This window comes from Halomonas sp. H5 (genome assembly GCF_050613175.1).
Lineage (GTDB): Bacteria > Pseudomonadota > Gammaproteobacteria > Pseudomonadales > Halomonadaceae > Bisbaumannia > Bisbaumannia salifodinae.
Genome location: NZ_CP192510.1, coordinates 1,778,473 through 1,803,786 on the forward strand (window position 1 = coordinate 1,778,473; position 25,314 = coordinate 1,803,786).

The 25,314-nt window shown below is 68.2% G+C and carries 22 protein-coding genes and 1 pseudogene; 21 read left to right on the forward strand and 2 right to left on the reverse strand.

Features of this window, described 5'->3' with window-relative positions; genetic code table 11:
* Window positions 1-9: 9 nt before the first annotated feature.
* The 21 genes and pseudogenes from cobA (at window position 10) to ACQ1W9_RS08265 (ending at window position 23,402) form a co-directional block, all read left to right on the forward strand.
* A complete protein-coding gene (gene cobA, locus ACQ1W9_RS08165) occupies window positions 10-876 on the forward strand; it encodes a uroporphyrinogen-III C-methyltransferase (RefSeq protein WP_431026135.1) in 867 nt (288 codons plus the stop codon).
* A gap of 227 nt (window positions 877-1,103) precedes the next feature.
* The gene (locus tag ACQ1W9_RS08170; RefSeq protein ID WP_431026136.1) at window positions 1,104-2,825 is read left to right on the forward strand and encodes an ATP-binding protein; all 1,722 of its coding nucleotides are present in this window, start codon (window positions 1,104-1,106) and stop codon (window positions 2,823-2,825) included.
* A complete protein-coding gene (locus ACQ1W9_RS08175) occupies window positions 2,818-3,549 on the forward strand; it encodes a response regulator (RefSeq protein ID WP_431026137.1) in 732 nt (243 codons plus the stop codon). Before ACQ1W9_RS08170 ends, ACQ1W9_RS08175 begins: the two co-directional genes overlap by 8 nt.
* Window positions 3,550-3,698: 149 nt before the next feature.
* The gene (locus ACQ1W9_RS08180; RefSeq protein ID WP_431026138.1) at window positions 3,699-4,712 is read left to right on the forward strand and encodes a tripartite tricarboxylate transporter substrate binding protein; all 1,014 of its coding nucleotides are present in this window, start codon (window positions 3,699-3,701) and stop codon (window positions 4,710-4,712) included.
* Between the two features lie 84 nt (window positions 4,713-4,796).
* Window positions 4,797-5,279, forward strand: a complete 483-nt coding sequence (locus tag ACQ1W9_RS08185; protein WP_431026139.1) for a tripartite tricarboxylate transporter TctB family protein — start codon at window positions 4,797-4,799, stop codon at window positions 5,277-5,279.
* A 24-nt stretch (window positions 5,280-5,303) separates the two neighbouring features.
* A complete protein-coding gene (locus ACQ1W9_RS08190; protein WP_431026140.1) occupies window positions 5,304-6,800 on the forward strand; it encodes a tripartite tricarboxylate transporter permease in 1,497 nt (498 codons plus the stop codon).
* Between the two features lie 185 nt (window positions 6,801-6,985).
* Window positions 6,986-8,815: an acyl-CoA dehydrogenase C-terminal domain-containing protein gene (locus tag ACQ1W9_RS08195; protein ID WP_431026141.1), complete on the forward strand. Its 1,830-nt coding sequence runs from the start codon at window positions 6,986-6,988 to the stop codon at window positions 8,813-8,815.
* Window positions 8,816-9,211: 396 nt separating this feature from the next.
* Window positions 9,212-10,543, forward strand: a complete 1,332-nt coding sequence (urtA, locus tag ACQ1W9_RS08200; RefSeq protein ID WP_431026142.1) for an urea ABC transporter substrate-binding protein — start codon at window positions 9,212-9,214, stop codon at window positions 10,541-10,543.
* A gap of 227 nt (window positions 10,544-10,770) precedes the next feature.
* Complete coding sequence (gene urtB, locus ACQ1W9_RS08205) at window positions 10,771-12,363, forward strand: urea ABC transporter permease subunit UrtB (protein WP_431026430.1); 1,593 nt, start codon at window positions 10,771-10,773, stop codon at window positions 12,361-12,363.
* Between the two features lie 6 nt (window positions 12,364-12,369).
* Window positions 12,370-13,500 carry an urea ABC transporter permease subunit UrtC gene (gene urtC / locus ACQ1W9_RS08210; protein WP_431026143.1) on the forward strand — a complete coding sequence of 377 codons (1,131 nt, stop codon included), beginning with the start codon at window positions 12,370-12,372 and terminating at the stop codon, window positions 13,498-13,500.
* The gene (gene urtD, locus ACQ1W9_RS08215) at window positions 13,497-14,330 is read left to right on the forward strand and encodes an urea ABC transporter ATP-binding protein UrtD (RefSeq protein WP_431026144.1); all 834 of its coding nucleotides are present in this window, start codon (window positions 13,497-13,499) and stop codon (window positions 14,328-14,330) included. The genes urtC and urtD overlap by 4 nt, the downstream gene beginning before the upstream one ends.
* Window positions 14,330-15,028 (forward strand): urea ABC transporter ATP-binding subunit UrtE, encoded by a 699-nt coding sequence (gene urtE / locus ACQ1W9_RS08220; RefSeq protein WP_431026145.1) that lies wholly within the window; start codon window positions 14,330-14,332, stop codon window positions 15,026-15,028. The genes urtD and urtE overlap by 1 nt, the downstream gene beginning before the upstream one ends.
* 240 nt (window positions 15,029-15,268) lie before the next feature.
* Window positions 15,269-16,156, forward strand: a complete 888-nt coding sequence (locus ACQ1W9_RS08225) for an urease accessory protein UreD (RefSeq protein ID WP_431026146.1) — start codon at window positions 15,269-15,271, stop codon at window positions 16,154-16,156.
* Between the two features lie 19 nt (window positions 16,157-16,175).
* Complete coding sequence (locus ACQ1W9_RS08230) at window positions 16,176-16,478, forward strand: urease subunit gamma (RefSeq protein WP_346064219.1); 303 nt, start codon at window positions 16,176-16,178, stop codon at window positions 16,476-16,478.
* A gap of 25 nt (window positions 16,479-16,503) precedes the next feature.
* Window positions 16,504-16,806 (forward strand): annotated as a pseudogene (locus ACQ1W9_RS08235) (urease subunit beta); the annotation flags it as partial.
* Window positions 16,807-16,973: 167 nt separating this feature from the next.
* Window positions 16,974-18,689, forward strand: a complete 1,716-nt coding sequence (ureC, locus tag ACQ1W9_RS08240) for an urease subunit alpha (protein WP_431026147.1) — start codon at window positions 16,974-16,976, stop codon at window positions 18,687-18,689.
* 251 nt (window positions 18,690-18,940) lie between these two features.
* Window positions 18,941-19,456: an urease accessory protein UreE gene (ureE, locus tag ACQ1W9_RS08245; protein ID WP_431026148.1), complete on the forward strand. Its 516-nt coding sequence runs from the start codon at window positions 18,941-18,943 to the stop codon at window positions 19,454-19,456.
* A complete protein-coding gene (locus tag ACQ1W9_RS08250; protein ID WP_431026431.1) occupies window positions 19,446-20,141 on the forward strand; it encodes an urease accessory protein UreF in 696 nt (231 codons plus the stop codon). The genes ureE and ACQ1W9_RS08250 overlap by 11 nt, the downstream gene beginning before the upstream one ends.
* A 253-nt stretch (window positions 20,142-20,394) precedes the next feature.
* Window positions 20,395-21,036, forward strand: a complete 642-nt coding sequence (ureG, locus tag ACQ1W9_RS08255; protein WP_431026149.1) for an urease accessory protein UreG — start codon at window positions 20,395-20,397, stop codon at window positions 21,034-21,036.
* A gap of 43 nt (window positions 21,037-21,079) precedes the next feature.
* A complete protein-coding gene (locus tag ACQ1W9_RS08260) occupies window positions 21,080-21,694 on the forward strand; it encodes a HupE/UreJ family protein (protein ID WP_431026150.1) in 615 nt (204 codons plus the stop codon).
* A gap of 229 nt (window positions 21,695-21,923) precedes the next feature.
* Window positions 21,924-23,402, forward strand: a complete 1,479-nt coding sequence (locus ACQ1W9_RS08265) for a phospholipase D-like domain-containing protein (RefSeq protein WP_431026151.1) — start codon at window positions 21,924-21,926, stop codon at window positions 23,400-23,402.
* A 225-nt stretch (window positions 23,403-23,627) separates the two neighbouring features.
* Here ACQ1W9_RS08265 and ACQ1W9_RS08270 read toward each other — a convergent pair whose 3' ends face one another.
* Complete coding sequence (locus ACQ1W9_RS08270; RefSeq protein ID WP_431026152.1) at window positions 23,628-24,785, reverse strand: Arm DNA-binding domain-containing protein; 1,158 nt, start codon at window positions 24,783-24,785, stop codon at window positions 23,628-23,630.
* Window positions 24,786-24,921: 136 nt separating this feature from the next.
* The gene (locus tag ACQ1W9_RS08275; protein ID WP_431026153.1) at window positions 24,922-25,227 is read right to left on the reverse strand and encodes a hypothetical protein; all 306 of its coding nucleotides are present in this window, start codon (window positions 25,225-25,227) and stop codon (window positions 24,922-24,924) included.
* Window positions 25,228-25,314 lie beyond the last annotated feature (87 nt).

A 25,314-nucleotide genomic window follows, 5' to 3' on the forward strand; every position in this document is an offset into this window, starting at 1 on the left:
GCCCGCCCCATGATCGCCAGCGACGCCCCCACCCCCGATGCCCAGCGCCTGGCACTGCTGCGCGATTTTCCCCGCGGCCAGGTGACCCTGGTGGGCGCCGGTCCGGGGGATCCCGAGCTGCTGACCCTCAAGGCCCTCAAGCGGCTGCAGGTGGCGGAGGTGATCCTTCATGATCGCCTGGTCAGTGCCGAGATCCTGGCCCTGGCCAACCCCCAGGCACAATGCCTCTATGTGGGCAAGGCGCGCTCGCAACATAGCCTGCCCCAGGAGGGCATCAACCAGGCCCTGGTGGAGTGGGCCCGGGAGGGCAAGCGGGTGGTGCGCCTCAAGGGCGGCGACCCCTTTATCTTCGGCCGCGGCGGCGAGGAGCTGGAGACCCTGGCCGCGGCCGGCGTGGCTTTCGAGGTGATTCCCGGAGTGACCGCCGCCGCCGGCTGCGGCGCCTATGCGGGCATTCCCCTGACCCACCGCGATCATGCGCAGTCGGTGCGCTTCGTCACCGGCCACCTCAAGGACGGCAGCTGCGACCTGGATTGGCCGGCCCTGGCGCGGCCGGGGCAGACCCTGGTCTTCTATATGGGCCTGGGCAGCCTGGAGATTATCCGCACCCGACTGCAGGAGTACGGCCTGCCAGGAGCCACTCCGTTGGCCCTGGTGGAGCAGGGCACCACGGCGCGCCAGCGGGTCCACCGTGGCACCCTGGCCGATCTGCCCGAGGCGCTGCGCTCAGGCACGGTGCGCCCGCCGACCCTGATCATCGTCGGCAGCGTGGTCGGCCTGCACGACCGCCTGGCCTGGTTCCAGGGCGACAGCGCCAGCCAGGGCTGGGACGAAGGCAAGCACCCGACACCCCAGGCCAGCAGTCAGAGCGCCTGATCGAGCGCCCGGGGGCTCCCCCTTGATACCCCGCGGCCGCATGCGACAGTGCCTGAGTCGCACCCCCGGCCCTTGATACCCCGCGGCCGCATGCGACAGTGCCTGAGTCGCATCCCCGGCCCTTGATACCCGGCGGCCGCATGCGACAGTGCCTGAGTCGCATCCCCGGCCCTTGATACCCGGCGGCCGCATGCGACAATACCCGCATCCTCAGCGCGGAACCGCCTATGCCCGACTCCCCCAATGATGCCCTGCTCGGGCGCCGGCGCGGCCAGCGCCGGCGCCGCCTGCACAGCTTTCGCCTGCAGGTGATGCTGCTGGTGGGGGCCCTGTTGGCGGGCATGCTGCTGGCCCAGGGCGCCTACCTCAATCACCGCAAGGCGGAGATCATCGCCGACCAGATGGGCCAGCGGGCCCTGGCGGTGGCGCTGAGCGTGGCTTCGATTCCCGAGGTGATCGCCGCCTTCGACACCCCCGACCCCAGCGCCACCCTCCAGCCGATCGCCGAGCGTATCCGCCGCGAGACCGGGGCCCGCTATGTGGTGGTGGGGGATCGGCAGGGCATCCGGCTGGCCCATCCACTGCCGGAGCGCCTGGGGCTGCCCATGGTGGGGGGCGACAACGATCGGGCGCTGCTTCATGGCGAATCCTATGTCTCCGAGGCCACCGGTTCCCTGGGCGAGGCGATCCGCGGCAAGACCCCGGTGTTCGATGCCCGGGGCGAGATCGTCGGCATCGTCTCGGTGGGCTTTATGCTCGACCGGGTGGCCATGGACGTGGGCCGCTACACCGGCCTGAGCTGGGCCCTGGTGGCGTTGATGGTGGTGCTGGGCTTCGCCGGGGCCTATGGGCTGTCGCGGCACCTCAAGAAGGTGATCCTGGGCCTCGAGCCCCATGAGATCGCCCGCCTGGCCATGGAGAAGGAAGCCATCCTGCAGTCGATTCACGAGGGCATCCTGGCCATCAACCGGGAGGGGCGCATCACCCTGGTCAACCAGCAGGCGCGGCGCTTCCTGGGCCTGCCCGACGAGCGTCAGGTACTCGGCGAACCGGTACAGGAGGTGGTGCCCAACTCGCGGCTGCTGGAGGTGCTGGAGCGGGGCGAGCAGCAATTCGACCAGCAGATGTGGCTGGGCGATCACCCGGTGGTGGTCAACCGGGTGCCGGTGCGTTACGACGGCCAGATCGAGGGGGCCGTGGCCACCTTCCGCAGCCGCCGCGAGATCGTCGAGCTCTCCCAGGCCCTGAGCCAGGCCAGCCGCGACGTGGACATGCTGCGTGCCCAGGCCCATGAGTTTTCCAACAAGCTGTATACCATCGCCGGCCTCTTGCAACTGGAGCGGGTCCGCGAGGCCCTGGCGCTGATCCACCAGGAGAGCGCCCAGCAGCAGGCGCGCATGAGCTTCCTGCGCGACCATGTGGCGGACCCGGTGCTCAGCGGCACCCTGCTGGGCAAGCTGACCCGGGCCCGGGAGCTGGGGGTGGCGCTGGAGATCGATCCCGACAGCTCCCTGGGGGTGCCCCTGACCGCCACCGGCCAGGAGGTGCTGATGAGCGTGATCGGCAATCTGCTCGACAACGCCTGCGACGCGGCCCTGCAGGGCGCCGCCCAGGCCCGGGACGAGAACGGGGAGGGCGCCCGGGTGCGACTCTTCTTTACCGACTTGGGCGAGCAGTTGCTGATCGAGGTGGAGGATAACGGCCTCGGGGTGCCCGCCGACCGGGCCGCGACGATCTTCGCGGAGGGCTTCTCCACCAAGCCCGGCAAGCACCGGGGCATCGGCCTGGCCCTGGTGGCCCGGCTATGTCGCCAGCACGGCGGCGAGATCACCCTGGAGGAGAGCGAGCTGGGGGGCGCCGCCTTCACCGCGGTGCTGGACAAGTCACTGTGCCAGGCGTCGGCCCCCAGCGAGCGCCCACCGATAGCCCAAGGACACGCCGATGAGTGAGCCCGAGTACGGCATCCTGATCATCGAGGATGATTTTCGCATCGCCGAGATTCATCGCGCCTTCGTGGAGCGCAGCCCCGGCTTTCGCGTGGTGGGGGTGGCCAAGAGTGCTGCCGAGGCCCGCGCCCTGCTGGCCGAGGCCGGCGACGCCGTTCAACTGGTGCTGCTGGATGCCTACATCCCCGACGTCCGGGGGCTGGAGCTGCTGTGGGAGCTGCGCCGCGATCATGGGCAACTGGATATCGTCATGATCACCGCCGCCAAGGAGGTGGAGACCATCCAGGAGGCACTGCGTGGCGGGGTCTTCGACTACCTGATCAAGCCCAGTGAGGAGGGGCGCATGGCCCAGATGCTGGCGCGCTTTCGCGCCGAGCGCTCGGCCCTGGCCAGCAAGGCGGAGATGAGCCAGGAGGAGCTCGATCGGGTGATGGCCCGCGGCCATGGCGGGGCCGAATCGGCTGGGGCATCGCGTGCCCTGCCCAAGGGCATCGACCGCCTGACCCTGGTCAAGGTGGTGGAGGGGCTCGAGGCGCTCGGCGAGCCGGCCACCGCCATGCAGGCCGCCCGGCAGATCGGCGCCAGCCGCTCCACGGCGCGCCGCTACCTGGAGTTCCTGGTCTCCGTTGGCGTGGCGGCGGCGGAGTTGGGCTATGGTGATGTGGGGAGGCCCGAGCGGCGCTATCGCCTGGTGGGCAGCGCCGTGCCCTGGCTGGAGGCGCCCTGATCGGCGCCATAAACAGAATGGACAAAATGGCCAGAATGCTCATTTTGTCCTTTATGGTCACAAGCTTGTTGAGGCCATAGGGCTCTCCTAAGGTTCGGTGGTACGCCTGCGGGCGACTCACAATAACAGACCTAACGTCGGAGAACGCCATGACCGCCATGCCCCTCACTTCCCGCAAGCCCGGCCTCAAGCGCCTCGCCCTGCTGGCCCTGCCGCTGGCCGCCCTGGCCGGGACCTCCACCGTCCAGGCCGACTGGGAGCCCACCCGCCCGGTGGAATTCGTCGCCCCGGCCAACCCCGGCGGAGGCTGGGACACCCTGGTACGCACCGTCTCCCGGGTGCTCCAGGAGGAGGACCTGGCCGAGCAGAACTTCGCCGCCATCAATGTGCCGGGGGGCGGCGGTGCCGTGGCCTGGGCGCAGATCGCCCGGGATAGCGGCAACCCCCATAAGCTGTTCGCCACCAGCCCGCCCATCATCCTGGTGCCCCTGGCCGGCACTTCGCGCTTCGGGCACGAGGATTTTACCCCCATCGCCCGGTTGAGCACCGACTACTCCATCGTCCTGGTGGACGCGGAGTCCGAGTATCAGGACCTCAACGACCTGCTCGAGGCGGTGCGCGAGAACCCCAGCCTGAGCATCGGTGGCGGTAGCGCCCCGGGCTCCATGGACCATATCTCCATGGCCGGCCTGGCCGATGCCGCCGGCCTGGAGGCCAGCAGTGTCAACTATATCGCCTTCTCCGGCGGCGGCGAGGCCATGACCAACCTGCTCGGCGGCCACGTGGAGGCGGTGATCTCCGGCGCCGGCGAGGTCGCCGGTCAGTTGGGTGAGGGCAGCGAGGTGCGCGCCCTGGGGGTCTCGTCTGCCGAGCGCCTGAGCGGCGCCCTGGCCGAGGTGCCCACCTATCAGGAGCAGGGCATCGACTACAGCTTCGATATCTGGCGCGGCGTCATGGGCGCCCCGGATATGCCGGAGGAGGCGGTGGCCTACTACGAGACGCTGTTCGCCGCGATGCTCGAGACCGAGGGCTGGCAGCAGGCCCGCGATCAGCTGGGCTGGATCGATGCCTACCAGGATAGCGAGGCCTTCGGCGACTTCCTCGACGCCCAGCATGCCCAGTTCAGCGAGATCCTCGGCGACCTTGGGCTGATGCGGCGCTAAGCCGTCGGCATGGCTTCGTCACCCTTCCTACCCTGAAAACCGCGTCGGCGGGCCTAGGGCCCGTCGACGCGAGGCGGTATTCCCATGACACGACTCAATACCAATCAGATCCTGGCGATCCTGATCGCCCTGCTGGCCCTGGGCTATTTGGCCATGGCCTTCCAGATTCCCACCTTCCCGCTGCCGCGGCCGGTGGATTCCGACCTCTTCCCCAAGGTGCTGGGGGTTACCCTGCTGGGCCTGGCGGTGTGGCTGTTCCTGGAGCGCCCCACCGCCGACGAGGTGCTCCATGAGCCGAGTGCCGAGGAGCGGGCCCTGCCGCTGCTGCTGCGGCCCTGGTCACGGGTGGTGATCACCGCCCTGGCGATCGCCGCCTATGCGTTGCTGCTGGTGCCGCTGGGCTTCGTGCTGACCTCCACGGCGCTGGCCTTCGGCCTGGCCTGGTACTACGGCTACCGCCGCCATGGCGTCAACCTGGCGACCTCACTGGGCGTGGTACTGAGCCTCTACCTGGTGATGACCCGCATCATGGACGTCTACCTGCCCACCGGCCCGCTGCCCCTGTGAGCCCCAGCCCGAGAGAGCCTTCCCATGGAGTCCTTCAATAACCTGATGTATGGCTTCGGCATCGCGCTGGAGCCGATGAACCTGGTCTATGTCTTCGCCGGGGTCTTCGCCGGCACCATCATCGGCATGCTGCCGGGGCTGGGCCCCATCAGCGCGCTCGCCCTGATGATCCCCTTGACCTTCGCCATGGATCCCGCCTCGGGGCTGATCCTGATGGCGGGGGTCTATTACGGCGCCATCTTCGGCGGTTCCACCTCCTCGATCCTGCTCAATGCCCCCGGCGTGGCCGGCACCGTGGCCACCTCCTTCGACGGCTACCCGATGGCCAAGCAGGGCATGGCCGGCAAGGCCCTGGCCATCGCCGCCTATGCCTCCTTCATCGGCGGCACCATCTCGGTGGTCTTCCTGATGCTGGTGGCGCCGCTGCTCGGCAAGGTGGCGGTGAGCTTCGGGCCGGCGGAGTACTTCGCGCTGATGGCGCTGGGCCTGACCGCGGTGGTCTCGCTCTCCGACAAGTCGCTGGTCAAGGGGCTGATCGCCGCGGTGGTCGGGGTGATGATCTCGATCATCGGCATCGACCTGCAGACCGGCACCGAGCGCTATACCTTCGGCACCCTGCACCTGCTGGACGGCATCGACTTCCTGGTGGTGGCACTCGGCATCTTCGCCCTGGCCGAGGTCTTCTACATGCTGCTGCGCGGCGGCGGCGGCAAGGAACCGCCGCGCAACGCCATCGGCTCCCTCAAGCTGTCGAAGTCCGAGGTCAAGGAGATCGCCGCGCCGGTGGGTCGCAGCTCGGTGCTGGGCTTCTTCACCGGGGTGCTGCCCGGCGCCGGGGCCACCATCGGCTCCTTCCTCGGCTACAGCATGGAGAAGCGCCTGGCCAAGGACGGCGACACCTTCGGCAAGGGCAATATCAAGGGGGTGGCCGCCCCCGAGGCCGCCAACAACGCCGCCTGCACCGGCTCCTTCGTGCCGCTGCTGACCCTTGGCGTGCCGGGTTCCGGGACCACGGCGGTGCTGCTCGGCGCCCTGCTGGTGATGGGTGTGACCCCGGGGCCGGCGATGCTGGTGGATCGCCCGGATGTCTTCTGGGGGGTGATCGCCAGCATGTATATCGGCAATATCTTCCTGCTGGTGCTCAACCTGCCGCTGATTCCGCTGATCGCCAAGATCCTCGATATGCCGCGGCCGCTGCTGCTGGCGCTGATCCTGATCTTCTGCATGGTGGGCGTCTACGGCATGAGCTTCAGCATCTTCGACCTGCTGCTGCTGCTCGGCTTCGGCCTGATCGGCCTGGGCATGCGCCTGTTCGGCTTCCCCACCGCGCCGCTGATCCTGGCGCTGATCCTCGGCGATATCATGGAGGAGTCGATGCGTCGCGCCCTGCAGATCTCCGGCGGCGACTGGATGACCTTTATCGACAAGCCGATCTCCCTGGCGCTGCTGGTGGTGGCGGCCCTGTCGCTGACCCTGCCGCTGATCAAGAAGCTGGTGGTGGCGCGTCGCGTCCGGGCCTGAGTCGGCGATTGACCCGGCGAGCGACCCGGCCCGGGAGGGCCAACCCATCGACGGGGCCGCGCACAGCGCGGCCCCGTCGTCGTCTGCGGCCAAGGTCGGTATGACAGCACGGGCCAGGGGCGCTATGATTAAAACAAGTGTTTTAATTCGTGAGCCGCTCTCGATCACAGCCCAAGGAGAATCCCATGGCCAGCTACCGCGCCCCGCTTCGCGATATGCGCTTTATCCTCAACGAGGTCTTCCAGGCGCCCGAGACCTGGGCCACCATGCCCGCCACCCAGGCCCTGGATGCGGACCTGGCCGAGGCGATCCTCGAGGAGGGCGCCCGGGTCACCGGCGCCGAGCTCTTTCCCCTCAACCAGAGCGGCGATGCCGAGGGCTGTCGCTTCGAAGGCGGCGAGGTGCGCACCCCGACGGGCTTCAAGGCCGCCTTCGCGACCCTGGCCGAGGGCGGCTGGTTCGGCCTGGGCGGTAACCCGGAGCATGATGGCCAGGGCATGCCCAAGCAGCTCACCGTGGCCTTCGAGGAGATGCTCTACGCCACCAATACCGGCTTCGCCCTCTATCCGGCGCTGAATAGCGGCGCCACCCTGCTGCTCGACAGCCACGCCGATGCGGCCACCAAGGCGCGCTACCTGCCGAAGATGTATGCCGGCCAGTGGCTGGGCACCATGTGCCTCACCGAGCCCCACTGCGGCACCGACCTGGGGCTGATCAAGACCCGCGCCGAACCCCTGCCAGCTCCTGGCGACGCAGCCCCGGGCGAGCAACGCTACGCCATCACCGGCACCAAGATCTGGATCACCGGCGGCGAGCATGACCTGGCCGAGAATATCGTCCACCTGGTGCTGGCCAAGCTGCCGGACGCCCCGGCGGGCTCCCGGGGGATCTCGCTGTTCCTGGTGCCCAAGTTCAGGGTCGACGCGCGGGGCGAGCTCGGCGAGCGCAACGCCCTGAGCTGCGGCGGCCTGGAGCACAAGATGGGCATCAAGGGCAGCGCCACCTGCGTGATGAACTTCGACGGCGCCGAGGGCATCCTGATCGGCGAGCCCCACCAGGGCCTGGCCGCCATGTTCACCATGATGAACTACGAGCGCCTCTCCATCGGCATCCAGGGCCTCGGCCTCGGCGAGGTGGCCTACCAGAGCGCCATGGACTTCGCCCGGGAGCGCCGTCAGAGCCGCGCCCCGCGCGGGCCCGCCGAGCCCGAGGCCGCCGCCGATCCCATCCTGGTGCATCCCGACGTGCGCCGCATGGCCTTGGAGGCCCGGGCCTGGAACGAGGGCGGGCGGGCCTTCACCGCCTTCGTCGCCGGCCAGCTCGACCTGGCTAAGTTCCACCCCGAGGCGGCGGTGCGCGAGCAGGCCGATGAGATGGTGGCGCTGCTGACCCCGGTGGCCAAGGCCTTCCTCACCGATCGCGGCTTCGAGGCCACGGTGACCGCCCAGCAGCTCTATGGCGGCAACGGCTACTGCGTGGAGTGGGGCGCCGAGCAGTATGTGCGCGACGCGCGCATCGCCATGATCTACGAGGGCACCAACGGCATCCAGGCCATGGACCTGGTGGGGCGCAAGCTGGCCCGCAACCGCGGCGCCTACCTGGCGCGCTTCGCCGCGGCGATGCGCGCCGACCTGGCCGAGGGGGGCGACGCCGAGATCGCCGACTTCCGCGACGCCGCCACCCAGGCCCTGGCCCGCCTGGAGGCGGTGAGCGATGGCCTGCTGGCGCGCGGCGCCGCGGATCCCGACGAGCTGGGTGCCGCCGCCACCGACGTCCTGGAGCTGTTGGGCCTGGTGGCCTATGCCTGGATGTGGTGGAAGATGGCCCGGGCCGCCCGTCACGGCCTGGCCGCGGACGGCCCCGGCGGCGAGGCCTTCTATCGCGCCAAGCTGGCGGTGGGGCGCTACTTCCTCTCCCGCCAGTTGCCCAAGACACTGAGCCTGGAGGCGCGGATCCAGGGCGGCGCCGAGCCGCTGATGGGCCTGGCCGAGGAGGCCTTCTACCCGGTCGATTGATTCACCGACAACCTCCATAAAGTACGAGAAAGGGCGCCCCAAATGGGGCGCCCTTTCTCGTGCCCGGTGCAGGCCTGGCCACTCCCGCCCGGGATTGGTGCAGGCCACGCCTCGGCCATGCCCCCTCATGGGGCGAATGCCACGCCCCCGGGCGGCCTGGGGGGCGGGGGAAGGCCGGCAATATGATGAATATCAACGAATTTTCTAGCCAAAGAGTGCTGTGGCGCGGCTTATGCAACGACCTGGTCTGCCAGATCACCCTGCATGGGCTGCACGAAGCCCGCGGCCGGCGTGCCGGGGAGGAAACGGTGTGGGGAACGCCATGACCCCGCGCTACGACAGCCAAGCGCAGGCCCATGGTCTGTCGACAACACCCATGACCCTCAGGAGAGTCCCATGACCTCGAGTCACAACAACAAGATCCTGGCCGCTTCGGTCCTGGCCCTGTCGATCGCGGGCGCGAGTGTCGCCCAGGCCCAGGACGCGGACCCCATCCGGGTCGGCATCCTGCATTCGCTGTCCGGCACCATGGCGATCAGCGAATCGACCCTCAAGGACACCGTGGAGATGCTGATCGAGCAGCAGAATGCCGAGGGCGGCCTGCTGGGCCGGCCCCTCGAGGCGGTGGTGGTGGATCCGGCCTCCAACTGGCCGCTGTTCGCCGAGCGGGCCCGGGAGCTGCTCGCCCAGGAGGAGGTCGACGTGATCTTCGGCAACTGGACCTCGGTATCGCGCAAGGCGGTGCTACCGGTGGTGGAAGAGCTCAACGGCCTGCTCTTCTACCCGGTGCAATACGAGGGCGAGGAGTCCTCGGAGAACGTCTTCTACACCGGGGCGGCGCCCAATCAGCAGGCGATTCCCGCCGTCGACTACCTGATCGATGAGGTGGGCATCGAGCGCTTCGCCCTGCTCGGCACCGACTATGTCTACCCGCGCACCACCAATCGCATCCTCGAGGCCTACCTCCAGGAGGAGCATGGCGTGGCCGAGGAGGACATCCTGGTCGACTACACCCCCTTCGGCCACTCCGACTGGCAGAACATCGTCGCCGAGGTGCGCCGCTTCGGCGCCGAAGGCAAGCCCACGGCGGTCATCTCCACCATCAACGGCGATGCCAACGTGCCCTTCTACCGTGAGCTCGCCAACCAGGGCGTCGATGCCGCCGACATCCCGGTGATCGCCTTCTCGGTGGGCGAGCAGGAGCTCTCCGGCATCGATACCGGCCCGCTGGTCGGTCACCTGGCCGCCTGGAACTACTTCATGAGCGTCGACAGCGACGCCAACTATGACTTCATCGATGCCTGGATCGACTGGACCGGCGACGAGGAGGCGGTCACCAACGACCCCATGGAGGCCCACTATATCGGCTTCAATATGTGGGCCGAGGCGGTGCGCAAGGCCGGCACCACCGACGTCGACGCCGTCAAGGACGCCATCATCGGCGTCACCGTGCCCAACCTCTCCGGCGGCTATGCGGCGATGATGCCCAACCACCACATCACCAAGCCGGTGTTGATCGGCGAGGTGCAGGACAACGGCCAGTTCGACATCGTCTGGCAGACCCCGTCCAGCGTGGCCGGCGACGCCTGGTCCGACTACCTGCCCGGCTCCCGGGACCTGATCGGCGATTGGCGCGCCCCGCTGCGCTGCGGCAACTTCAACGTGGCCAATGGCAGCTGCGGCGGCAGTAACGCCGCCGCCGAGGCCGAGGTGGCGCTCGCCGAGTGAGTCCCGGGAGCCCGTCGGATTTGACCGATCGTCCCGGATCAGCGTCGGGTCCGACGGGCTCCATCCCCCGCCGCAGGCTCGGCGGGGGAGCACGCCTGCCGATGATTCCGACTACCGAGGAAAGCCCGATGAGCAATGTCCCCCGGCCGCGGCCGGTCGAGGCAAGGTGTGGCGCGGCCAGCGGCCCGGTCCGCCGCGCCTTGCTGCTTCTGCTGTTATGCCTGCTGATGCTACCCATGGGCGCCCAGGCCCAGGCCCAGGCCCAGGGCGAGCGGGAGGCCGAGGCCATTGCCCTGCTGGAGGCCCTGGACGTGCGCGCCTATGCCGACAAGGCCCACGCCATCGAGGCCATCGTCGGCAGCGGCGACCCCCGCGCCCGGGACTGGCTCCAGGCGTTGCTCGATGGCCGCCTGCAGCGCACCGAGGCGGGGCGTTTCGTGGTGGTGCTCGACAACCGCGGCCGCGACTGGTCGGTGGCGGATGCCCTGACCGGCGAGCCGCTGGGCGAGATGTCGCGCCGTGACCTGGAGCGCCTCGGCATCAACAATGCCCTGCGCAACCAGCTGCGCAGCGCCATCGCCGTGGTCGACCTGCATTCTCCCGACCTCGACCAGCGGCGCGCCTCCGCCGAGCGCCTGCTCGGCGAGGTGGATGCCGAGCTGGCCGCGCCCCTGGCCGCGGTGATCGAGGCCGAGACGGATAGCGGGGTGCGCCGGCGGCTGGTCCAGGCCCTGGCGGTGTATCGCCTGGAGCAGGGCGAGGCGGCCGCCGTGGCCGATCTCGAAGGCAGCCTGCATCCGCGGGTGCGGGTGGCCCTCGCTCGCGCGGCATCGGGCGCGATAGAAAGCCGTGCCGTCGGCGGCGATGATCCGGCACTCGCCGCGGCGGCCGGTAGCGCCTTGAACGCCATCGAGCAGCTGCTCAAGGTCAATCGCGCGGTGGAGACCCTCTACTTCGGCCTGTCGCTGGGCTCGGTGCTGGTGCTGGCGGCGATCGGCCTGGCCATCACCTTCGGGGTGATGGGGGTGATCAACATGGCCCACGGCGAGCTGATCATGCTCGGCGCCTACACCACCTGGGCCATGCAGCAGCTGCTCCCCGGCCAGCCCGGCCTGGCGCTGCTCCTGGCGATTCCCGCCGGCTTCCTGGTGGCGGCGCTGGCGGGCGTGGCCATCGAGCGCGGGGTGATCCAGTTCCTCAAGGGACGGCCGCTGGAGACCCTGCTGGCCACCTTCGGCATCAGCCTGATCCTCCAGCAACTGGTGCGCACCGTCATCTCGCCGCTCAACCGCAGCGTGGTGACCCCGGAGTGGATGAGTGGCTCCATCGCCATCAACGATGCCCTGTCGCTGACCCTCAACCGCCTCTATGTGCTCGGCTTCGCCCTGCTGGTGTTCGCCGCCCTGATGCTGATCATGCGCCGCAGCCGGCTCGGGCTCGAGGTGCGCGCCGTGACCCAGAACCGCGCCATGGCGCGGGCCATGGGGATCCGCGCCACCCGCGTCGATATCCTCACCTTCGCCCTGGGCTCCGGGGTGGCGGGGCTCGCCGGGGTGGCGCTCTCCCAGCTCACCAACGTGGGGCCCAACCTGGGCCAGAACTACATCATCGACTCCTTCATGGTGGTGGTGTTCGGCGGGGTGGGGAACCTCTGGGGCACCCTGGTGGCGGGCCTCTCCCTGGGCGTCATCAACCAGGTGCTGGAGCCCTGGGCGGGCGCCGTCCTGGCCAAGATCATCGTGCTGGTGTTGATCATCCTGTTTATCCAGAAACGCCCCCGCGGACTCTTCCCGCAGCAGGGCCGGGCGGCGGAGGGCTAAGCGATCATGTGGCTGACACGACCCTTCAACGAGCGCTCGACGCGGCGCTTCCTCGGCGTGCTGCTGGCGGCCCTGCTGCTGGTCACGGTGCTGCACCTCGCCGTGCCCCAGGGGCACCCGCTGCATATCAATGCGTATACCGTTAACTTGTTCGGCAAGTACCTGAGTTATGCCCTGCTGGCGGTGGCGGTGGACCTGGTGTGGGGCTACCTCGGCATCCTCAGCCTGGGCCATGGCGCCTTCTTCGCCCTCGGCGGCTATGCCATGGGCATGTACCTGATGCGCCAGATCGGCGACCGCGGGGTCTACGGGCACCCGGAGCTGCCGGATTTCATGGTGTTCCTCGACTGGCAGAGCCTGCCCTGGTACTGGGCCGGTTTCGACATGGCCTGGTTCGCCTTCCCGATGGTGCTGCTGGCGCCGGGGGCCCTGGCCCTGGTGTTCGGATTCCTGGCCTTCCGCTCCCGGGTCACCGGGGTCTACCTGTCGATCATCACCCAGGCGCTGACCTTCGCCCTGATGCTGGCCTTCTTCCGCAATGAGATGGGCTTCGGCGGCAACAACGGCCTCACCGACTTCCGCGAGATCCTCGGCTTCAACCTGAGAAGCGACGCCACTCGCCTGGGCCTGTTTATCGCCAGCGGCGTGGCGCTGGCCCTGGGCTATGTGCTGTGTCGGGCCATCGTCGGCAGCAAGCTCGGCCGGGTCTGCGTGGCCACCCGCGACGCCGAGGCGCGCACCCGCTTCCTCGGCTACCGGGTCGAGCGGGTGCAGCTGTTCGTCTTCGTGGTCTCGGCGATGCTCGCCGGCCTGGCCGGCGCCCTCTATGTGCCCCAGGTGGGGATCATCAACCCCAGCGAGTTCTCGCCGCTGTTCTCCATCGAGATCGTGCTCTGGGTGGCGCTGGGCGGCCGGGCGACCCTCTACGGCGCGGTGATCGGAGCGATACTCGTCAACTATGCCAAGACGGTGTTCACCGGGGTGATGCCCGACGCCTGGCTGTTCGCCCTCGGCGGGCTCTTCGTGCTGGTGACGGTCCTGCTGCCCAGGGGCGTGGCGGGGCTGCTCGCCTATCGCGTCCCGGGCCGGCGCCGCCAGCATGACGAGGGAACGACCGGCAAGGAGGTCTCCGCATGAACCTGCTGCAACAACTGGCCGATCGCGATCGCGTCTTCGATTTCCTGGTCCCCGCCGCCTCCCCGGTGGACGTGCGCCATGGCCCCATCCTCTACCTGGAGGACGTCACCGTGAGCTTCGATGGTTTCAAGGCGATCAACGACCTCAACCTGACCATCGACGACGGGGAATTGCGCTGCATCATCGGTCCCAACGGCGCCGGCAAGACCACCATGATGGACATCATCACCGGCAAGACCCGCCCCGACCATGGCTCGGTATGGTTCGGCAGCCGCCACGACCTGCTGACCCTGAACGAGCCGGCGATCGCCAGCCTAGGCATCGGCCGCAAGTTCCAGAAGCCCACGGTGTTCGAGGCGCTCAGCGTGTTCGAGAACCTGGAACTGGCGATGGCCGCCGACAAGCGTATCCTGCCGACCCTCACCGCCCGCCTGAGTGGCGAGGGGCGCGAGCGCATCGACGAGGTGCTGGCCACCATCGGCCTCGGCGAGCTGCGCCAGCGGCCCGCGGGCATCCTCTCCCATGGCCAGAAGCAGTGGCTGGAGATCGGCATGCTGCTGATGCAGCGGCCGCGCCTGCTGCTGGTGGACGAGCCGGTGGCCGGCATGACCGAGCAGGAGATGGAGCGCACCGCCGAGCTGTTGACGGGGCTCGCCGGCCAGCAGTCGGTGGTGGTGGTGGAGCACGATATGGGCTTCGTACGCTCCATCGCCCGCACCGTGACGGTGCTGCACCAGGGCAGCGTGCTGGCGGAGGGGAGCATGGACCAGGTGTCCAGCGACCCCAGGGTCATCGAGGTCTACCTGGGTGCCGAGGAGGAGATCGCCTGATGCTCGAGATCGACCAGTTGAACCAGTACTACGGCGAGAGCCACACCCTCTGGGACCTGGACCTGACGGTGCCGGCGGGGCAGTGCACCTGCGTGATGGGCCGTAACGGCGTCGGCAAGACCACCCTGATGAAGGCGATCATGGGCGAGGTGGCGGTGGCCTCCGGCAGCCTCCGTTATGCCGACGACGTGGAGCTGACCCGCCAGCGCGTCGAGGCGCGCTCGCGGCTGGGCATCGGCTACGTGCCCCAGGGCCGGCAGATCTTCCCGCTGCTGACGGTGGAGGAGAACCTGCGCACCGGCCTGGCCGCCCGCGGCGACGGCCGCCGCACCATTCCCCAGCGCATCTACGAGCTGTTTCCGGTGCTCGAGGAGATGCGCCACCGCCGTGGTGGCGACCTCTCCGGCGGTCAGCAGCAGCAACTGGCCATCGGCCGCGCCCTGGTGATCGAGCCCCGCCTGCTGATCCTCGATGAGCCGGGGGAGGGCATCCAGCCCAATATCGTCACCCTGATCGGCGAGGTGATCCGCCGGCTGATCGCCGAGGATGACCTGACGGTGCTGCTGGTGGAGCAGAAGCTGCCCTTCGCCCGCCAGTATGCCGACCGCTTCGTGATCCTGGATCGTGGTCGCCCGGTGGCCAAGGGCGGCATCGAGGAGCTCTCCGAGGCCTTGATCAAGGAGCATCTGAGCGTCTAATCGCCGTCTCGAGTGAGCCGAGCCGAGGTCTTGCACCCTGACGGTGCCTGGTAGTGATTTACGCACTCTTGTGGTGCCCCGCGCGCCCCGTGGTGGCCTTTCTATGGTGCGCTTCGGCTCCTGGATACGTCGAGGTATACAATATAACCATTTGATTTGTATATTAAAAATAATAAATTCACCAAACTGGTACGAGGCTTGCTGAAGAGCCGTGAATGCCAGCCAACAGGACGCTCGCCGATGACGGCCACCCCGCCAGTCACCCCGCCAGGCCTCGACTCCGGTCACCGCTTCGATGCCCGCCGCCGCTGGGCAGCGTCGCTGGCGCTCGGCTTCGCGGCGCGCCAGGGGGCCACGCGGATGGTCAGGGCGCGTCACCAGGGACCGCTGCGGGTCCAGCGTCCCTTCTATCCGGAGGGGCGGGATGAAGCCTGCCATGTCTACCTGTTGCACCCCCCCGGCGGGCTGGTCAGCGGCGATGCCCTGACCATCCAGGCAGAGGTCGGGGCGGGGGCCCGGGCGCTGCTGACCACGCCGGCGGCCAACAAGCTCTACCGGGCCGATAGCCATGGCGTGGCCTGGCGGCAATATACCGAGCTCGAGGTGGCCGATGGCGGCGTCCTCGAATGGCTGCCCCAGGAGACGATCGCCTTCGATGGCTCCTGGGGCGAGCAGGTCACCACCGTCGAACTCTCCGGAAACGCCCGCTGCCTGGGCTGGGAAGTGCTGGCGCTGGGGCGTCCGGCGAGCCGCCTGCCCTATGTCAGCGGGCGCATCGAGCAGCGCTTCGCCCTGCGCCGCGACGGCCAGCCGCTATGGCTGGAGCGCCAGCCGCTGGACCCCCGGCATCCGCGCTTTCGCGGGCGCTGGGGGCAGGGCGGCGCCAGCGTCCAGGCGACCCTCTGGGCGGTGGGGCTGGATGCGGCGATTGAGGCGATCGAGGCGCTGCGCGAGGCCCTGCCGGCCAGCCCCCGCTGGGCGGTGACGCTGCGTCACGGGGTGCTGCTGCTGCGCTACCTGGGCCAGGAGCGCAACGAGGCTTGGGCGCTCTGCGAGGCCGCCTGGCGAGTGCTGCGCCCGCGGCTCGTCGGCCGCGAGGCGCATCCGCCACGAATCTGGTTTACCTGACATCTGCCTGGAGAGGCCCATGGAACTCACCCCCAGAGACAAAGACAAGCTGATGCTCTTCCTGGCCGCCCAACTGGCCGAGCGGCGCCGCGCCCGTGGCTTGAAGCTCAACTATCCCGAGGCGGTGGCGCTGATCAGCTTCGAGATATTGGAAGGCGCCCGGGACGGGCGCACGGTGGCGGAGCTGATGAGCCATGGCCGCGAGATCCTGAGCCGTGACGAGGTCATGGAGGGGGTGGCGGAGATGGTCGACGAGGTGCAGGTGGAGGCCACCTTCCCCGACGGCACCAAGCTGGTCACGGTTCACGACCCCATCGTCTAAGGAGATGGCAATGATTCCCGGCCCAATGATTCCAGGACAGTACCAGTTGCAGGACGCCGAGATCGCGCTCTGCGAGGGGCGCGAGCGGCTCGCCCTCGAGGTCGCCAATACCGGTGATCGACCGATCCAGGTCGGCTCTCACTACCACTTCGCCGAGGCCAATCCGGCGCTGGTCTTCGACCGCGCCAAGGCGCGTGGCTATCGCCTCGACGTGGCCGCCGGCACGGCGATCCGCTTCGAGCCGGGGCAGACCCGCCGGGTGACGCTGATTCCCTTCGTCGGCCGCCGCCATATCTACGGTTTCCGCGGCGAGGTGATGGGCGCGCTCTCTAGCGCGCCCGCCGATGCGCGAACCCCGTCTACCGCGCCCGACGCCGCGGCTTCTATCGCGCCCGACGCCGCGGCTTCTATCGCGCCCGACGCCGCGGCTTCTATCGCGCCCGGCACCGCGCGAAGGTCGTCTGCTTCCAACTCCGACGGCAAGGGAGGGAAATCATGACGTCTCCCAATACCATCAGCCGCCAGGCCTATGCGGATATGTACGGCCCCACGGTGGGCGACCGGGTGCGTCTGGGCGATACCGAATTGTGGATCGAGGTGGAGCGCGACGCCACCCACTACGGCGAGGAGGTGAAGTTCGGCGGCGGCAAGGTGATCCGCGACGGCATGGGCCAGAGCCAGCGCCATGACGATGCCGTGATGGACACCGTGATCACCAATGCCCTGATCCTCGACTGGTGGGGCGTCGTCAAGGCCGACGTGGGGCTCCAGGGCGGGCGTATCGCGGCCATCGGCAAGGCCGGTAACCCGGATACCCAGCCCGACGTGGAGATCGTCATCGGCCCGGGCACCGAGATCATCGCCGGCGAAGGCAAGATCCTCACCGCCGGCGGCATCGACGCCCATATCCACTTTATCTGCCCCCAGCAGGTGGAGGAGGCGCTGATGAGCGGCATCACTACCATGCTGGGCGGCGGCACCGGGCCGGCCACGGGGTCGAATGCCACCACCTGCACCCCGGGGGAGTGGCACCTGGGCAAGATGCTCCAGGCCGTCGACGACCTGCCCATGAATATCGGTTTCCTCGGCAAGGGCAACGCCAGCCTGCCGGAGGCCCTGGAGGCCCAGCTCGAGGCCGGGGCCATGGGCCTCAAGCTCCACGAGGACTGGGGCACCACCCCGGCCTCCATCGACAACTGCCTTAGCGTCGCCGAGCGCTATGATGTCCAGATCGCCATCCACACCGACACCCTCAACGAGTCGGGCTTCGTGGAGGATACCCTGGCGGCCTTCAAGGAGCGCGGCATCCACACCTACCACACCGAGGGGGCCGGGGGCGGCCATGCGCCGGATATCCTCACCGCCTGCGCCAAGCCCTATGTGCTGCCGTCCTCCACCAACCCGACCCGGCCCTATACGGTCAACACCATCGACGAGCACCTGGACATGCTGATGGTGTGCCACCACCTGGACCCCAATATTCCCGAGGACGTGGCCTTCGCCGATTCGCGGATTCGCCGCGAGACCATCGCCGCCGAGGATATCCTCCAGGACCTGGGAGTGATCTCGATGATCGCCTCCGACTCCCAGGCCATGGGCCGGGTCGGCGAGGTGGTGTGCCGCACCTGGCAGACCGCCCACAAGATGAGGGTGCAGCGCGGCCTGCTGCCGGAGGATAAGGCGCTCGGCGCCGACAACTTCCGCGCCCGGCGCTATATCGCCAAGTACACCATCAACCCGGCGATCACCCACGGCATCGCTCACGAGGTGGGTTCCATCGAGGTGGGCAAGCTCGCCGACCTGGTGCTGTGGAGCCCGGCCTTCTTCGGCGTCAAGCCGGCGCTGATCCTCAAGGCGGGGATGATCGCCGCCGCTCCCATGGGCGACCCCAATGCGTCGATTCCCACGCCCCAGCCGGTGCACTACCGGCCGATGTTCGGCGCCTTTGGCCGCGCCGCCAGCCAGACCCGAGTCAGCTTCGTCAGCCAGGCGGCGCTGGATGCCGGCATCAAGGAGCGGCTGGGACTGGCGAGCCGGCTGGTGGCCTGCCGCGACGTCAGGGGGGTAAGGAAAGGGGATATGAAACTTAATGACGCCTGCCCGGAGCTTAGCGTCGACCCCCAGACCTACGAGGTGCGCTGCGACGGCGAGCTCTTGACCTGCGAGCCGGCCACGGAGTTGCCGCTGGCCCAGCGCTATCACCTGTTTTAAGCGGAAGCGGAATATCGACATGGTCCGAACCCGTATTCGCCACACCACGCGCCCGAAACCCTGGCTTCCCGGCCGGCCTCCCGCGGTCGGAGAGACGGTACATCCCTGTACCGACTCTCCTCGATCTTCATCCCTGAAGATCGACCGCGTCGGCCTGGCCGGGTCGCCAGCGGCCGCGCGAGTTGGCTTTACGGGAATCGGTCCATCGCCCGGCCTTGCTCCCGTGAACTTGACCAACCAGGAAGTCTTCCATGCTGAAACTGACTGAACGCCTAGGGCCCATCGCGGCGGACCGGGCCACCGACACCCTGACGCTGCCCTATGAGCGGCGCGTGCTGGGCCGCCTCAAGGCAGAAAGTGATAGCGGCCGCGAGCTGGGGCTGTTCCTCGACCGTGGGCCGGTGCTGCGCGACGGCGAGGGGCTACGCGGCGAGGGCGGCGAGATCGTGCGGGTGAGGGCGGCCGACGAGCCGGTGGTCACCGCCCGGGTTGCCGCCGGCCTGCCGCTGGCGCGACTCGCCTACCATCTGGGCAACCGCCATGTGCAGCTGGCCCTGGGCGAGGACGCGCGCGGCGGTTTCGTGCGCTTCCCACCGGACCATGTGCTGGAGGAACTGGCCGAGCTGCTGGGAGCGAGCCTGGAGCACCATCGGGCGCCCTTCGATCCGGAGCCCGGGGCCTACCAGCAGTCGGGCGGGCATGGGCACTCCCATGGGCATCACCACCACGATCATGACCACGAGCATCGGCACCACCATGCCCACTGAGTCGGGCGGAGGGCGGGGCGATGATCTGGCGCTGCTGGGCCTGCTGCAACTGGTCAGCCCGGCGCTGCCCATCGGTGCCTTCGCCTTCTCCCAGGGGCTGGAGAGCGCCTTCGAGCTGGGCTGGGTGACGGACGAGGCGAGTCTCGGCGACTGGCTCGAGGGCGTGCTCGACGACGGCCTGACCCGCTGCGAGCTGCCGGTCCTGGCGCGCCTTTATGCCGCCTGGGCCGAGGGCGATGACCAGGCGCTGGTGGCCTGGAATCAGTGGCTCGCCGCCAATCGCGAGACGGCGGAGCTGGCCGCCGAGGATAGGCGGCTCGGCGCCTCGCTTACGCGGCTGCTGGGCAGCCTGGGGCTCACGCCAGACGAGCCGGGGCTCCCCACTGAGGCGGGCTATGTGACGGTCTTCGCCTGGGCGGCCCGGGTGCGTGACATCGCCCCGCGCCAGGCGCTGCTCGGCTTCGCCTGGGCCTGGCTCGAGAACCAGCTGGCGGTGGCCTGCAAGGCGCTGCCGCTCGGCCATACCGCCGCTCAACGCCTGGTGGAGCGGCTGCGCCCGGCCCTGGTGTCCGCGGTGGATGAGGCGCTGCGCCTTGGCGACGACGAGCTCGGCCCGGCGCTGCCCGGCCTGGCCCTGGCCAGCGCCCAGCACGAGACCCAGTATTCGCGGCTATTTCGAAGTTGAAAGATGACATGCCCGGGCCAGCTCGCTGCACTCACCACGCACGTGTCCGAAACCCTGGCGTCTCGGCCGGTCTCTCGCGGTCGGAGAGACGGTACTTCCCTGTACCGACTCTCCTCGATCTTCATCCCTGAAGATCGACCGCGTCGCCTCGGCCGAGTCGCCAGCGGCCGCGCGAAGTGGATTCGGCAGCGACTGGCCTGGCATCGCATCGCAAACCTGACGGCGCCGCCCTGGCGGCCAAGGAGAGATCGACATGACCCATTGTTTACGCGTTGGCGTCGGCGGCCCGGTGGGCTCCGGCAAGACGGCGCTGCTCAAGCAGCTCTGCCTGGCGCTGCGCGACCACTACGATATCGCCGTGGTCACCAACGATATCTATACCCGCGAGGACGCCGACTTCCTGCTCAAGCACGAGGCGCTCGCCGCGGATCGTATCCTCGGCGTGGAGACCGGCGGCTGTCCGCATACCGCCATTCGCGAGGATGCCTCCATGAACCTGGCCGCCATCGACGAGCTCCAGGAACGTCATCCGGGCCTCGAACTGGTACTGGTGGAGTCCGGCGGCGACAACCTCTCGGCCACCTTCAGTCCCGAGCTCTCCGACCTGACCCTCTATGTGATCGATGTCTCCGCCGGCGACAAGATCCCCCGCAAGGGCGGGCCCGGCATCACCAAGTCGGATCTGCTGATCATCAACAAGATCGATATCGCCGAGCGGGTGCATGCCTCCCTGGAAGTGATGGAGCGCGATTCTCGCAAGATGCGCGGCGAGCGCCCCTTCGTCTTTACCAACCTCTACGACGGCGTCGGCCTGGAGACGATCATCCGCTTTATTCTCGACCGCGGCATGCTCCCGGAGCGCCGGCCGCCGGAGCGCCGGCCGCAGTCCGCCTGAGACGTATCACCGACACAGAAACCCCGGCAAGGAGACCGACACCATGTTCCACACCCCGACCCATCTCACGACCCCCGCCACGCGTGCCGCCCTGGCCGCCGCGCCCCTGTTGCTGCTGTTCGCCGGGGTGGCCCTGGCGCATCCGGGCCATGAGCAGGCCCATGGCGGCGGCTTCGCCGCCGGTCTCGCGCATCCCCTGCTAGGCCTCGATCACCTGTTGGCGATGCTCGCGGTGGGCCTCTGGAGCCTGCGTCAGTCCCGGGCCCTGGGCCTGGCCGCACCGCTGCTGGCCGCCGCCGGCATGCTGCTCGGGGCGGGCCTGGCCTGGGCCGGCATCGTCCTGCCCGGGGTGGAATTCGGCATCGCCCTGAGCGTGCTGCTGGCGGGGGTGCTGATCGCCGCCCTGGTGCGGGTGCCGAGCCTCATCGGCGCCGGGGTGATCCTGCTATTCATGCTCTTCCATGGTCATGCCCATGGCAGCGAGATGCCCCAGGGGGCCTCCCTGATCGCCTATTTCGCCGGCTTTACCCTGGCGACCCTGGCCATCACTCTCGCCGGGCGCCTGGCGGGGGGCTGGCTGATGGCTCGGGAGAGCCGGCTGCTACGTGGGCTGGGCGTGGCCCTTGCCGCCGTCGGGGCGTTCTTCGCCTTCGGTTGATGGCCCGGGAGAGCTGACTGTCCCGGCAGGTGCGCGGCCTGGGTGTCGCCCTCGCCGTCGTCGGAGCGTTCTTCGCCTTCGGTTGATGGGGCCTCCCTCCTTAGACTCGCGCGCCCGGCCTTGGCCGGGCGCGCTGCGTTTCGGATCGGAAGCGGCTATGCTGGCGACGCGGCAGTGGGCCGTATGCATCGGGTGTAGGGAGACCGGGATGGAAAAGCGGAGGCGGCGTATGTGGCTCGGGGGGCTGGGCGTGGTCGCGCTGGCCTGGGCGGCCATGGGCCTGTGGCAGAGCGTCAAGCCGCTGCCGGAGGGCATCGGCCGGGCCTGGCCGGTGCGTGGCGTCGAGGAGGTGCGTTTTCTCGCCGACCGCACCTGGTATGACGCCGCAGGGCGGCGCCATCAAGAGCAGGCGATCTTCGATGAGGCGCTGGCGATGATCGGTCAGGCCCGGCGCCTGGTGGTGGTGGACATGTTCCTGTTCAACGACTTCGCCGGCGAGGCCGCGGGGGAGGGCTTCCGGCCCCTTTCCGGCGAGTTGAGCCAGGCGCTGCTGGCGCAGAAACGCCGTTACCCCGAGCTCGAGGCGGTGGTGATCACCGACCCGCTCAATACCCTCTATGGGGGCCTGGCCCTGGAACACCTGGAGATGCTGCGCGAGGCCGGCATTCGGGTGGTGGAGACCGACCTGACCCGGTTGCGGGCCTCCAACCCGCTGTGGTCCGGGGGCTGGCACCTGGGGCCCCGCTGGTTCGGCAACAGCAGTGAGGCGGGCTGGCTGCCCAATGCCATGGGCCCGGGCCGGGTCACACTGCGCAGCTACCTGAGCCTGCTCAACTTCAATGCCAACCACCGCAAGACCCTGGTGGTGGATAGCGGCGACGACTGGCTGGGGCTGGTCACCTCCGCCAACCCCCACGATGCCAGCAGCCGGCACGGTAACGTGGCCCTGCGTTTCCGCGGGGCGGCGGCGCTGGATCTGCTGGAGAGCGAACGGGTGGTGGCGGCCTGGAGCGGGGTGGCACTACCCGAGCCGACGTCTCGAGCCGTTTCCGAGCCGGCCTCGGAACTCGCGCTGCAAGTGTTGACCACCGAGCCGGAAGCGATCGCGGCACCCGAGGAGAGACTCGCGCTGCAAGTGTTGACGGAGGGGGCGATCCGCGATGCCTTGTTGGCCACCATCACCGCGGCCGAGGCGGGCGACCGCCTCGACCTGGCGGTCTTCTATCTCGCCCACCGCGGGGTGATCGAGGCCCTCGCGGCAGCCCAGGCCCGAGGGGTGGCGGTGCGGGTGCTGCTGGATCCCAACCGGGATGCCTTCGGCTTCGCCAAGAACGGCATTCCCAACCGGCCGGTGGCCGAGGAACTGGCCGCGGCCGGGGTGGCGGTGCGCTGGTGCCTGACCCGCGGCGAGCAGTGCCATAGCAAGCTGCTGCTGCATCGCCCGGCGGTGGGCGAGGCCACCCTGATCCTTGGCTCCGCCAATTTCACCCGGCGCAACCTGGATAACCTCAACCTGGAAACCAGCGTGCGCCTGGCCGGGGCACCGCAGGCCCCGGCCCTGGCGGAGGCCGCCGCCTTCTTCGAGGCGCGCTGGCAGAATGGACCCGAGCGGCACACCAGCCAGGCGCTGAACGGCGAGGAGCGGGTGAGTCCCTGGATGCGCTGGCGCTACCGCGTGATGGAGGCCACCGGGCTATCCACTTTCTAGCCTTCGGAAACGACAACGCCCCGCATCAGCGGGGCGTTGTCCAGTATCCGAGTTCGCCGATCATGCCATGGCGACATAGCTAATACATTGAAAAACAAGAGATATATGGTGCGGATGGGGAGACTTGAACCCTCGTCTTCCCATCCTTCTTTTCCCTTTTAAAACAATACTTTGAATTTTTCGGTGGGTCCGAAAAAGCCCTGTGGGGACTGAGGTGGGGACTGGCTACAGGTCGAGGAGCTTCTCGACGGCTTGGTGAATGTCCGGTCCATCGGAGTGAATCCACTTGCCGTAGCGCTGCTGGATCATCTGGATACTGCTGTGACCGACGTGGTCGGCGATCCAGTGGATGGGGACTAGCCCCGTCGAGAGCATCTGGCTGATGAAGGTGTGCCGGGCGTTGCCGGGGCCCCGGTACCGGACGGCGGCGTTCTTCAGGTGTGCACGCCAGAACTTCTCGCGAATGGCCTGATCGCCCGAGAACGGTGTCCCCTTGTCGTTGAGGAATACCGGGCGGATCTTGCGCCGTCGGATGGTTCGGTTATCCCGGTCCATCACCTCCACCGTGATCGGCTTGAGGTGGCCCGTGATGGCGTGTTGCTCCTGGAGCGCCTCGCGAGCGGGCTTTAGCAGCCGGTGCCGGCGGCTCGAGCGCTTGGTCTTGGTGACCTTCCATCCGCCCTCAACGATGGCATGCCGATAGCGGATCAGCCCGTTGTCGAGATCTTCGACGTCTTCCCAACTGAGCGCGATGCCCTCGCTGAGGCGGGCGCCATCCCACAGCATGAAGCGCATCAGGTTCATCGGCTGAGGCCGGTGCGTCGGCGTCGAGACGATTCGCTCGATCTCGTCCAACGTGAAGGGGTCCGGATCCTGGGCGTCGGGGAGCCTCACGATGATTCCCGCGGCAGGGTTGTAGGTCGCCTTTACGCTGGTGACGTAGAGCGCGAATACCTGGGTGAGGATGGCCACCACTTCCTTGATGGTCTTGCTGGCCAGGTGATTGAGATCGTCGGCGACCCAGTTCCTCAGCTCGACATGCTCGATGGTGTGAATCTGCCGATGGCCCCACTTGGGCTTCAGGTGTTTGTTCGCCTTGTTTCGGTAGCTGCGGATGGAGGAGGCCGCGACCTCGCGCTCCTTGCTCTTCAGCCAGGCATCCAGGTAGTGCCCGAAGGTGTTCCGGGCCACCCGCCGGGAGTTGGGGAAGTGTCTGGCGTAGTCGAAGGTGCCCGATGCCAGCTCGTAGTCGAGCACCTGGGTGAACGCATGGGCGCGCTCACGGTTTTCTGGTGTGTCCGGCCCGAAAGGCTCACGACATTTCTCATCCTGGTATTGGAAATAGACCCGCAGCCTACCGCGATGGACCTCGACACCCGCCATGCCACTCTCCGTTGTCTGTACCTTTATACAGTGTAAGAGAATCTTTGCCGGGTTGGCAGGAGTGCATGCACCGTGGATTCTTGTCTTATACCGTTATCTTGGTAGGGCGGTGTAGTTGTCCGGAGGGTGAGGTCGGTCAGATCTTACCTATGCGGCGAGCTTGCCAGCGAGCGAACCGGTTATAGATTTTGATGAAGGCTTCGGTAGCCTGTGGGCTGGTGTCCAGCTCGGACCAGGTGCGTACCCCACACGCCTTGCACAGCCAGTCTCTCGCCTGCATCCCGTCGTGGCTGCCATCTGGGCATTCATCCTCGGTCTTGCCGAACTTCTGGCGTTGTCGCCGATCGAGGTAAAGCGGGAATTCACGTCCCTGGCACATCTTGGCCGCTAAGGCGGCCACGCTGTCTTCGGCTCGAACGTTCGTAAACGATACGGGCTTCATCTCATTCTCGGATGGCTGGATCGGAGCCCCCAGTAGCCGCTCGAACACGGGCCGCACTTCAGGGTGGCTCAAAGCGCTGTCCGCCGG

Excerpts from the sequence above, each read along its gene's own strand:
- cobA (WP_431026135.1), top strand. The coding sequence starts at position 10 with ATGATCGCCAGCGACGCCCCCACCCCCGATGCCCAGCGCCTGGCACTG.
- ACQ1W9_RS08170 (WP_431026136.1), top strand. The coding sequence starts at position 1,104 with ATGCCCGACTCCCCCAATGATGCCCTGCTCGGGCGCCGGCGCGGCCAG.
- ACQ1W9_RS08175 (WP_431026137.1), top strand. The coding sequence starts at position 2,818 with ATGAGTGAGCCCGAGTACGGCATCCTGATCATCGAGGATGATTTTCGC.
- ACQ1W9_RS08180 (WP_431026138.1), top strand. The coding sequence starts at position 3,699 with ATGACCGCCATGCCCCTCACTTCCCGCAAGCCCGGCCTCAAGCGCCTC.
- ACQ1W9_RS08185 (WP_431026139.1), top strand. The coding sequence starts at position 4,797 with ATGACACGACTCAATACCAATCAGATCCTGGCGATCCTGATCGCCCTG.
- ACQ1W9_RS08190 (WP_431026140.1), top strand. The coding sequence starts at position 5,304 with ATGGAGTCCTTCAATAACCTGATGTATGGCTTCGGCATCGCGCTGGAG.
- ACQ1W9_RS08195 (WP_431026141.1), top strand. The coding sequence starts at position 6,986 with ATGGCCAGCTACCGCGCCCCGCTTCGCGATATGCGCTTTATCCTCAAC.
- urtA (WP_431026142.1), top strand. The coding sequence starts at position 9,212 with ATGACCTCGAGTCACAACAACAAGATCCTGGCCGCTTCGGTCCTGGCC.
- urtB (WP_431026430.1), top strand. The coding sequence starts at position 10,771 with ATGCTACCCATGGGCGCCCAGGCCCAGGCCCAGGCCCAGGGCGAGCGG.
- urtC (WP_431026143.1), top strand. The coding sequence starts at position 12,370 with ATGTGGCTGACACGACCCTTCAACGAGCGCTCGACGCGGCGCTTCCTC.
- urtD (WP_431026144.1), top strand. The coding sequence starts at position 13,497 with ATGAACCTGCTGCAACAACTGGCCGATCGCGATCGCGTCTTCGATTTC.
- urtE (WP_431026145.1), top strand. The coding sequence starts at position 14,330 with ATGCTCGAGATCGACCAGTTGAACCAGTACTACGGCGAGAGCCACACC.
- ACQ1W9_RS08225 (WP_431026146.1), top strand. The coding sequence starts at position 15,269 with ATGACGGCCACCCCGCCAGTCACCCCGCCAGGCCTCGACTCCGGTCAC.
- ACQ1W9_RS08230 (WP_346064219.1), top strand. The coding sequence starts at position 16,176 with ATGGAACTCACCCCCAGAGACAAAGACAAGCTGATGCTCTTCCTGGCC.
- ureC (WP_431026147.1), top strand. The coding sequence starts at position 16,974 with ATGACGTCTCCCAATACCATCAGCCGCCAGGCCTATGCGGATATGTAC.
- ureE (WP_431026148.1), top strand. The coding sequence starts at position 18,941 with ATGCTGAAACTGACTGAACGCCTAGGGCCCATCGCGGCGGACCGGGCC.
- ACQ1W9_RS08250 (WP_431026431.1), top strand. The coding sequence starts at position 19,446 with ATGCCCACTGAGTCGGGCGGAGGGCGGGGCGATGATCTGGCGCTGCTG.
- ureG (WP_431026149.1), top strand. The coding sequence starts at position 20,395 with ATGACCCATTGTTTACGCGTTGGCGTCGGCGGCCCGGTGGGCTCCGGC.
- ACQ1W9_RS08260 (WP_431026150.1), top strand. The coding sequence starts at position 21,080 with ATGTTCCACACCCCGACCCATCTCACGACCCCCGCCACGCGTGCCGCC.
- ACQ1W9_RS08265 (WP_431026151.1), top strand. The coding sequence starts at position 21,924 with ATGTGGCTCGGGGGGCTGGGCGTGGTCGCGCTGGCCTGGGCGGCCATG.
- ACQ1W9_RS08270 (WP_431026152.1), bottom strand. The coding sequence starts at position 24,785 with ATGGCGGGTGTCGAGGTCCATCGCGGTAGGCTGCGGGTCTATTTCCAA.
- ACQ1W9_RS08275 (WP_431026153.1), bottom strand. The coding sequence starts at position 25,227 with ATGAAGCCCGTATCGTTTACGAACGTTCGAGCCGAAGACAGCGTGGCC.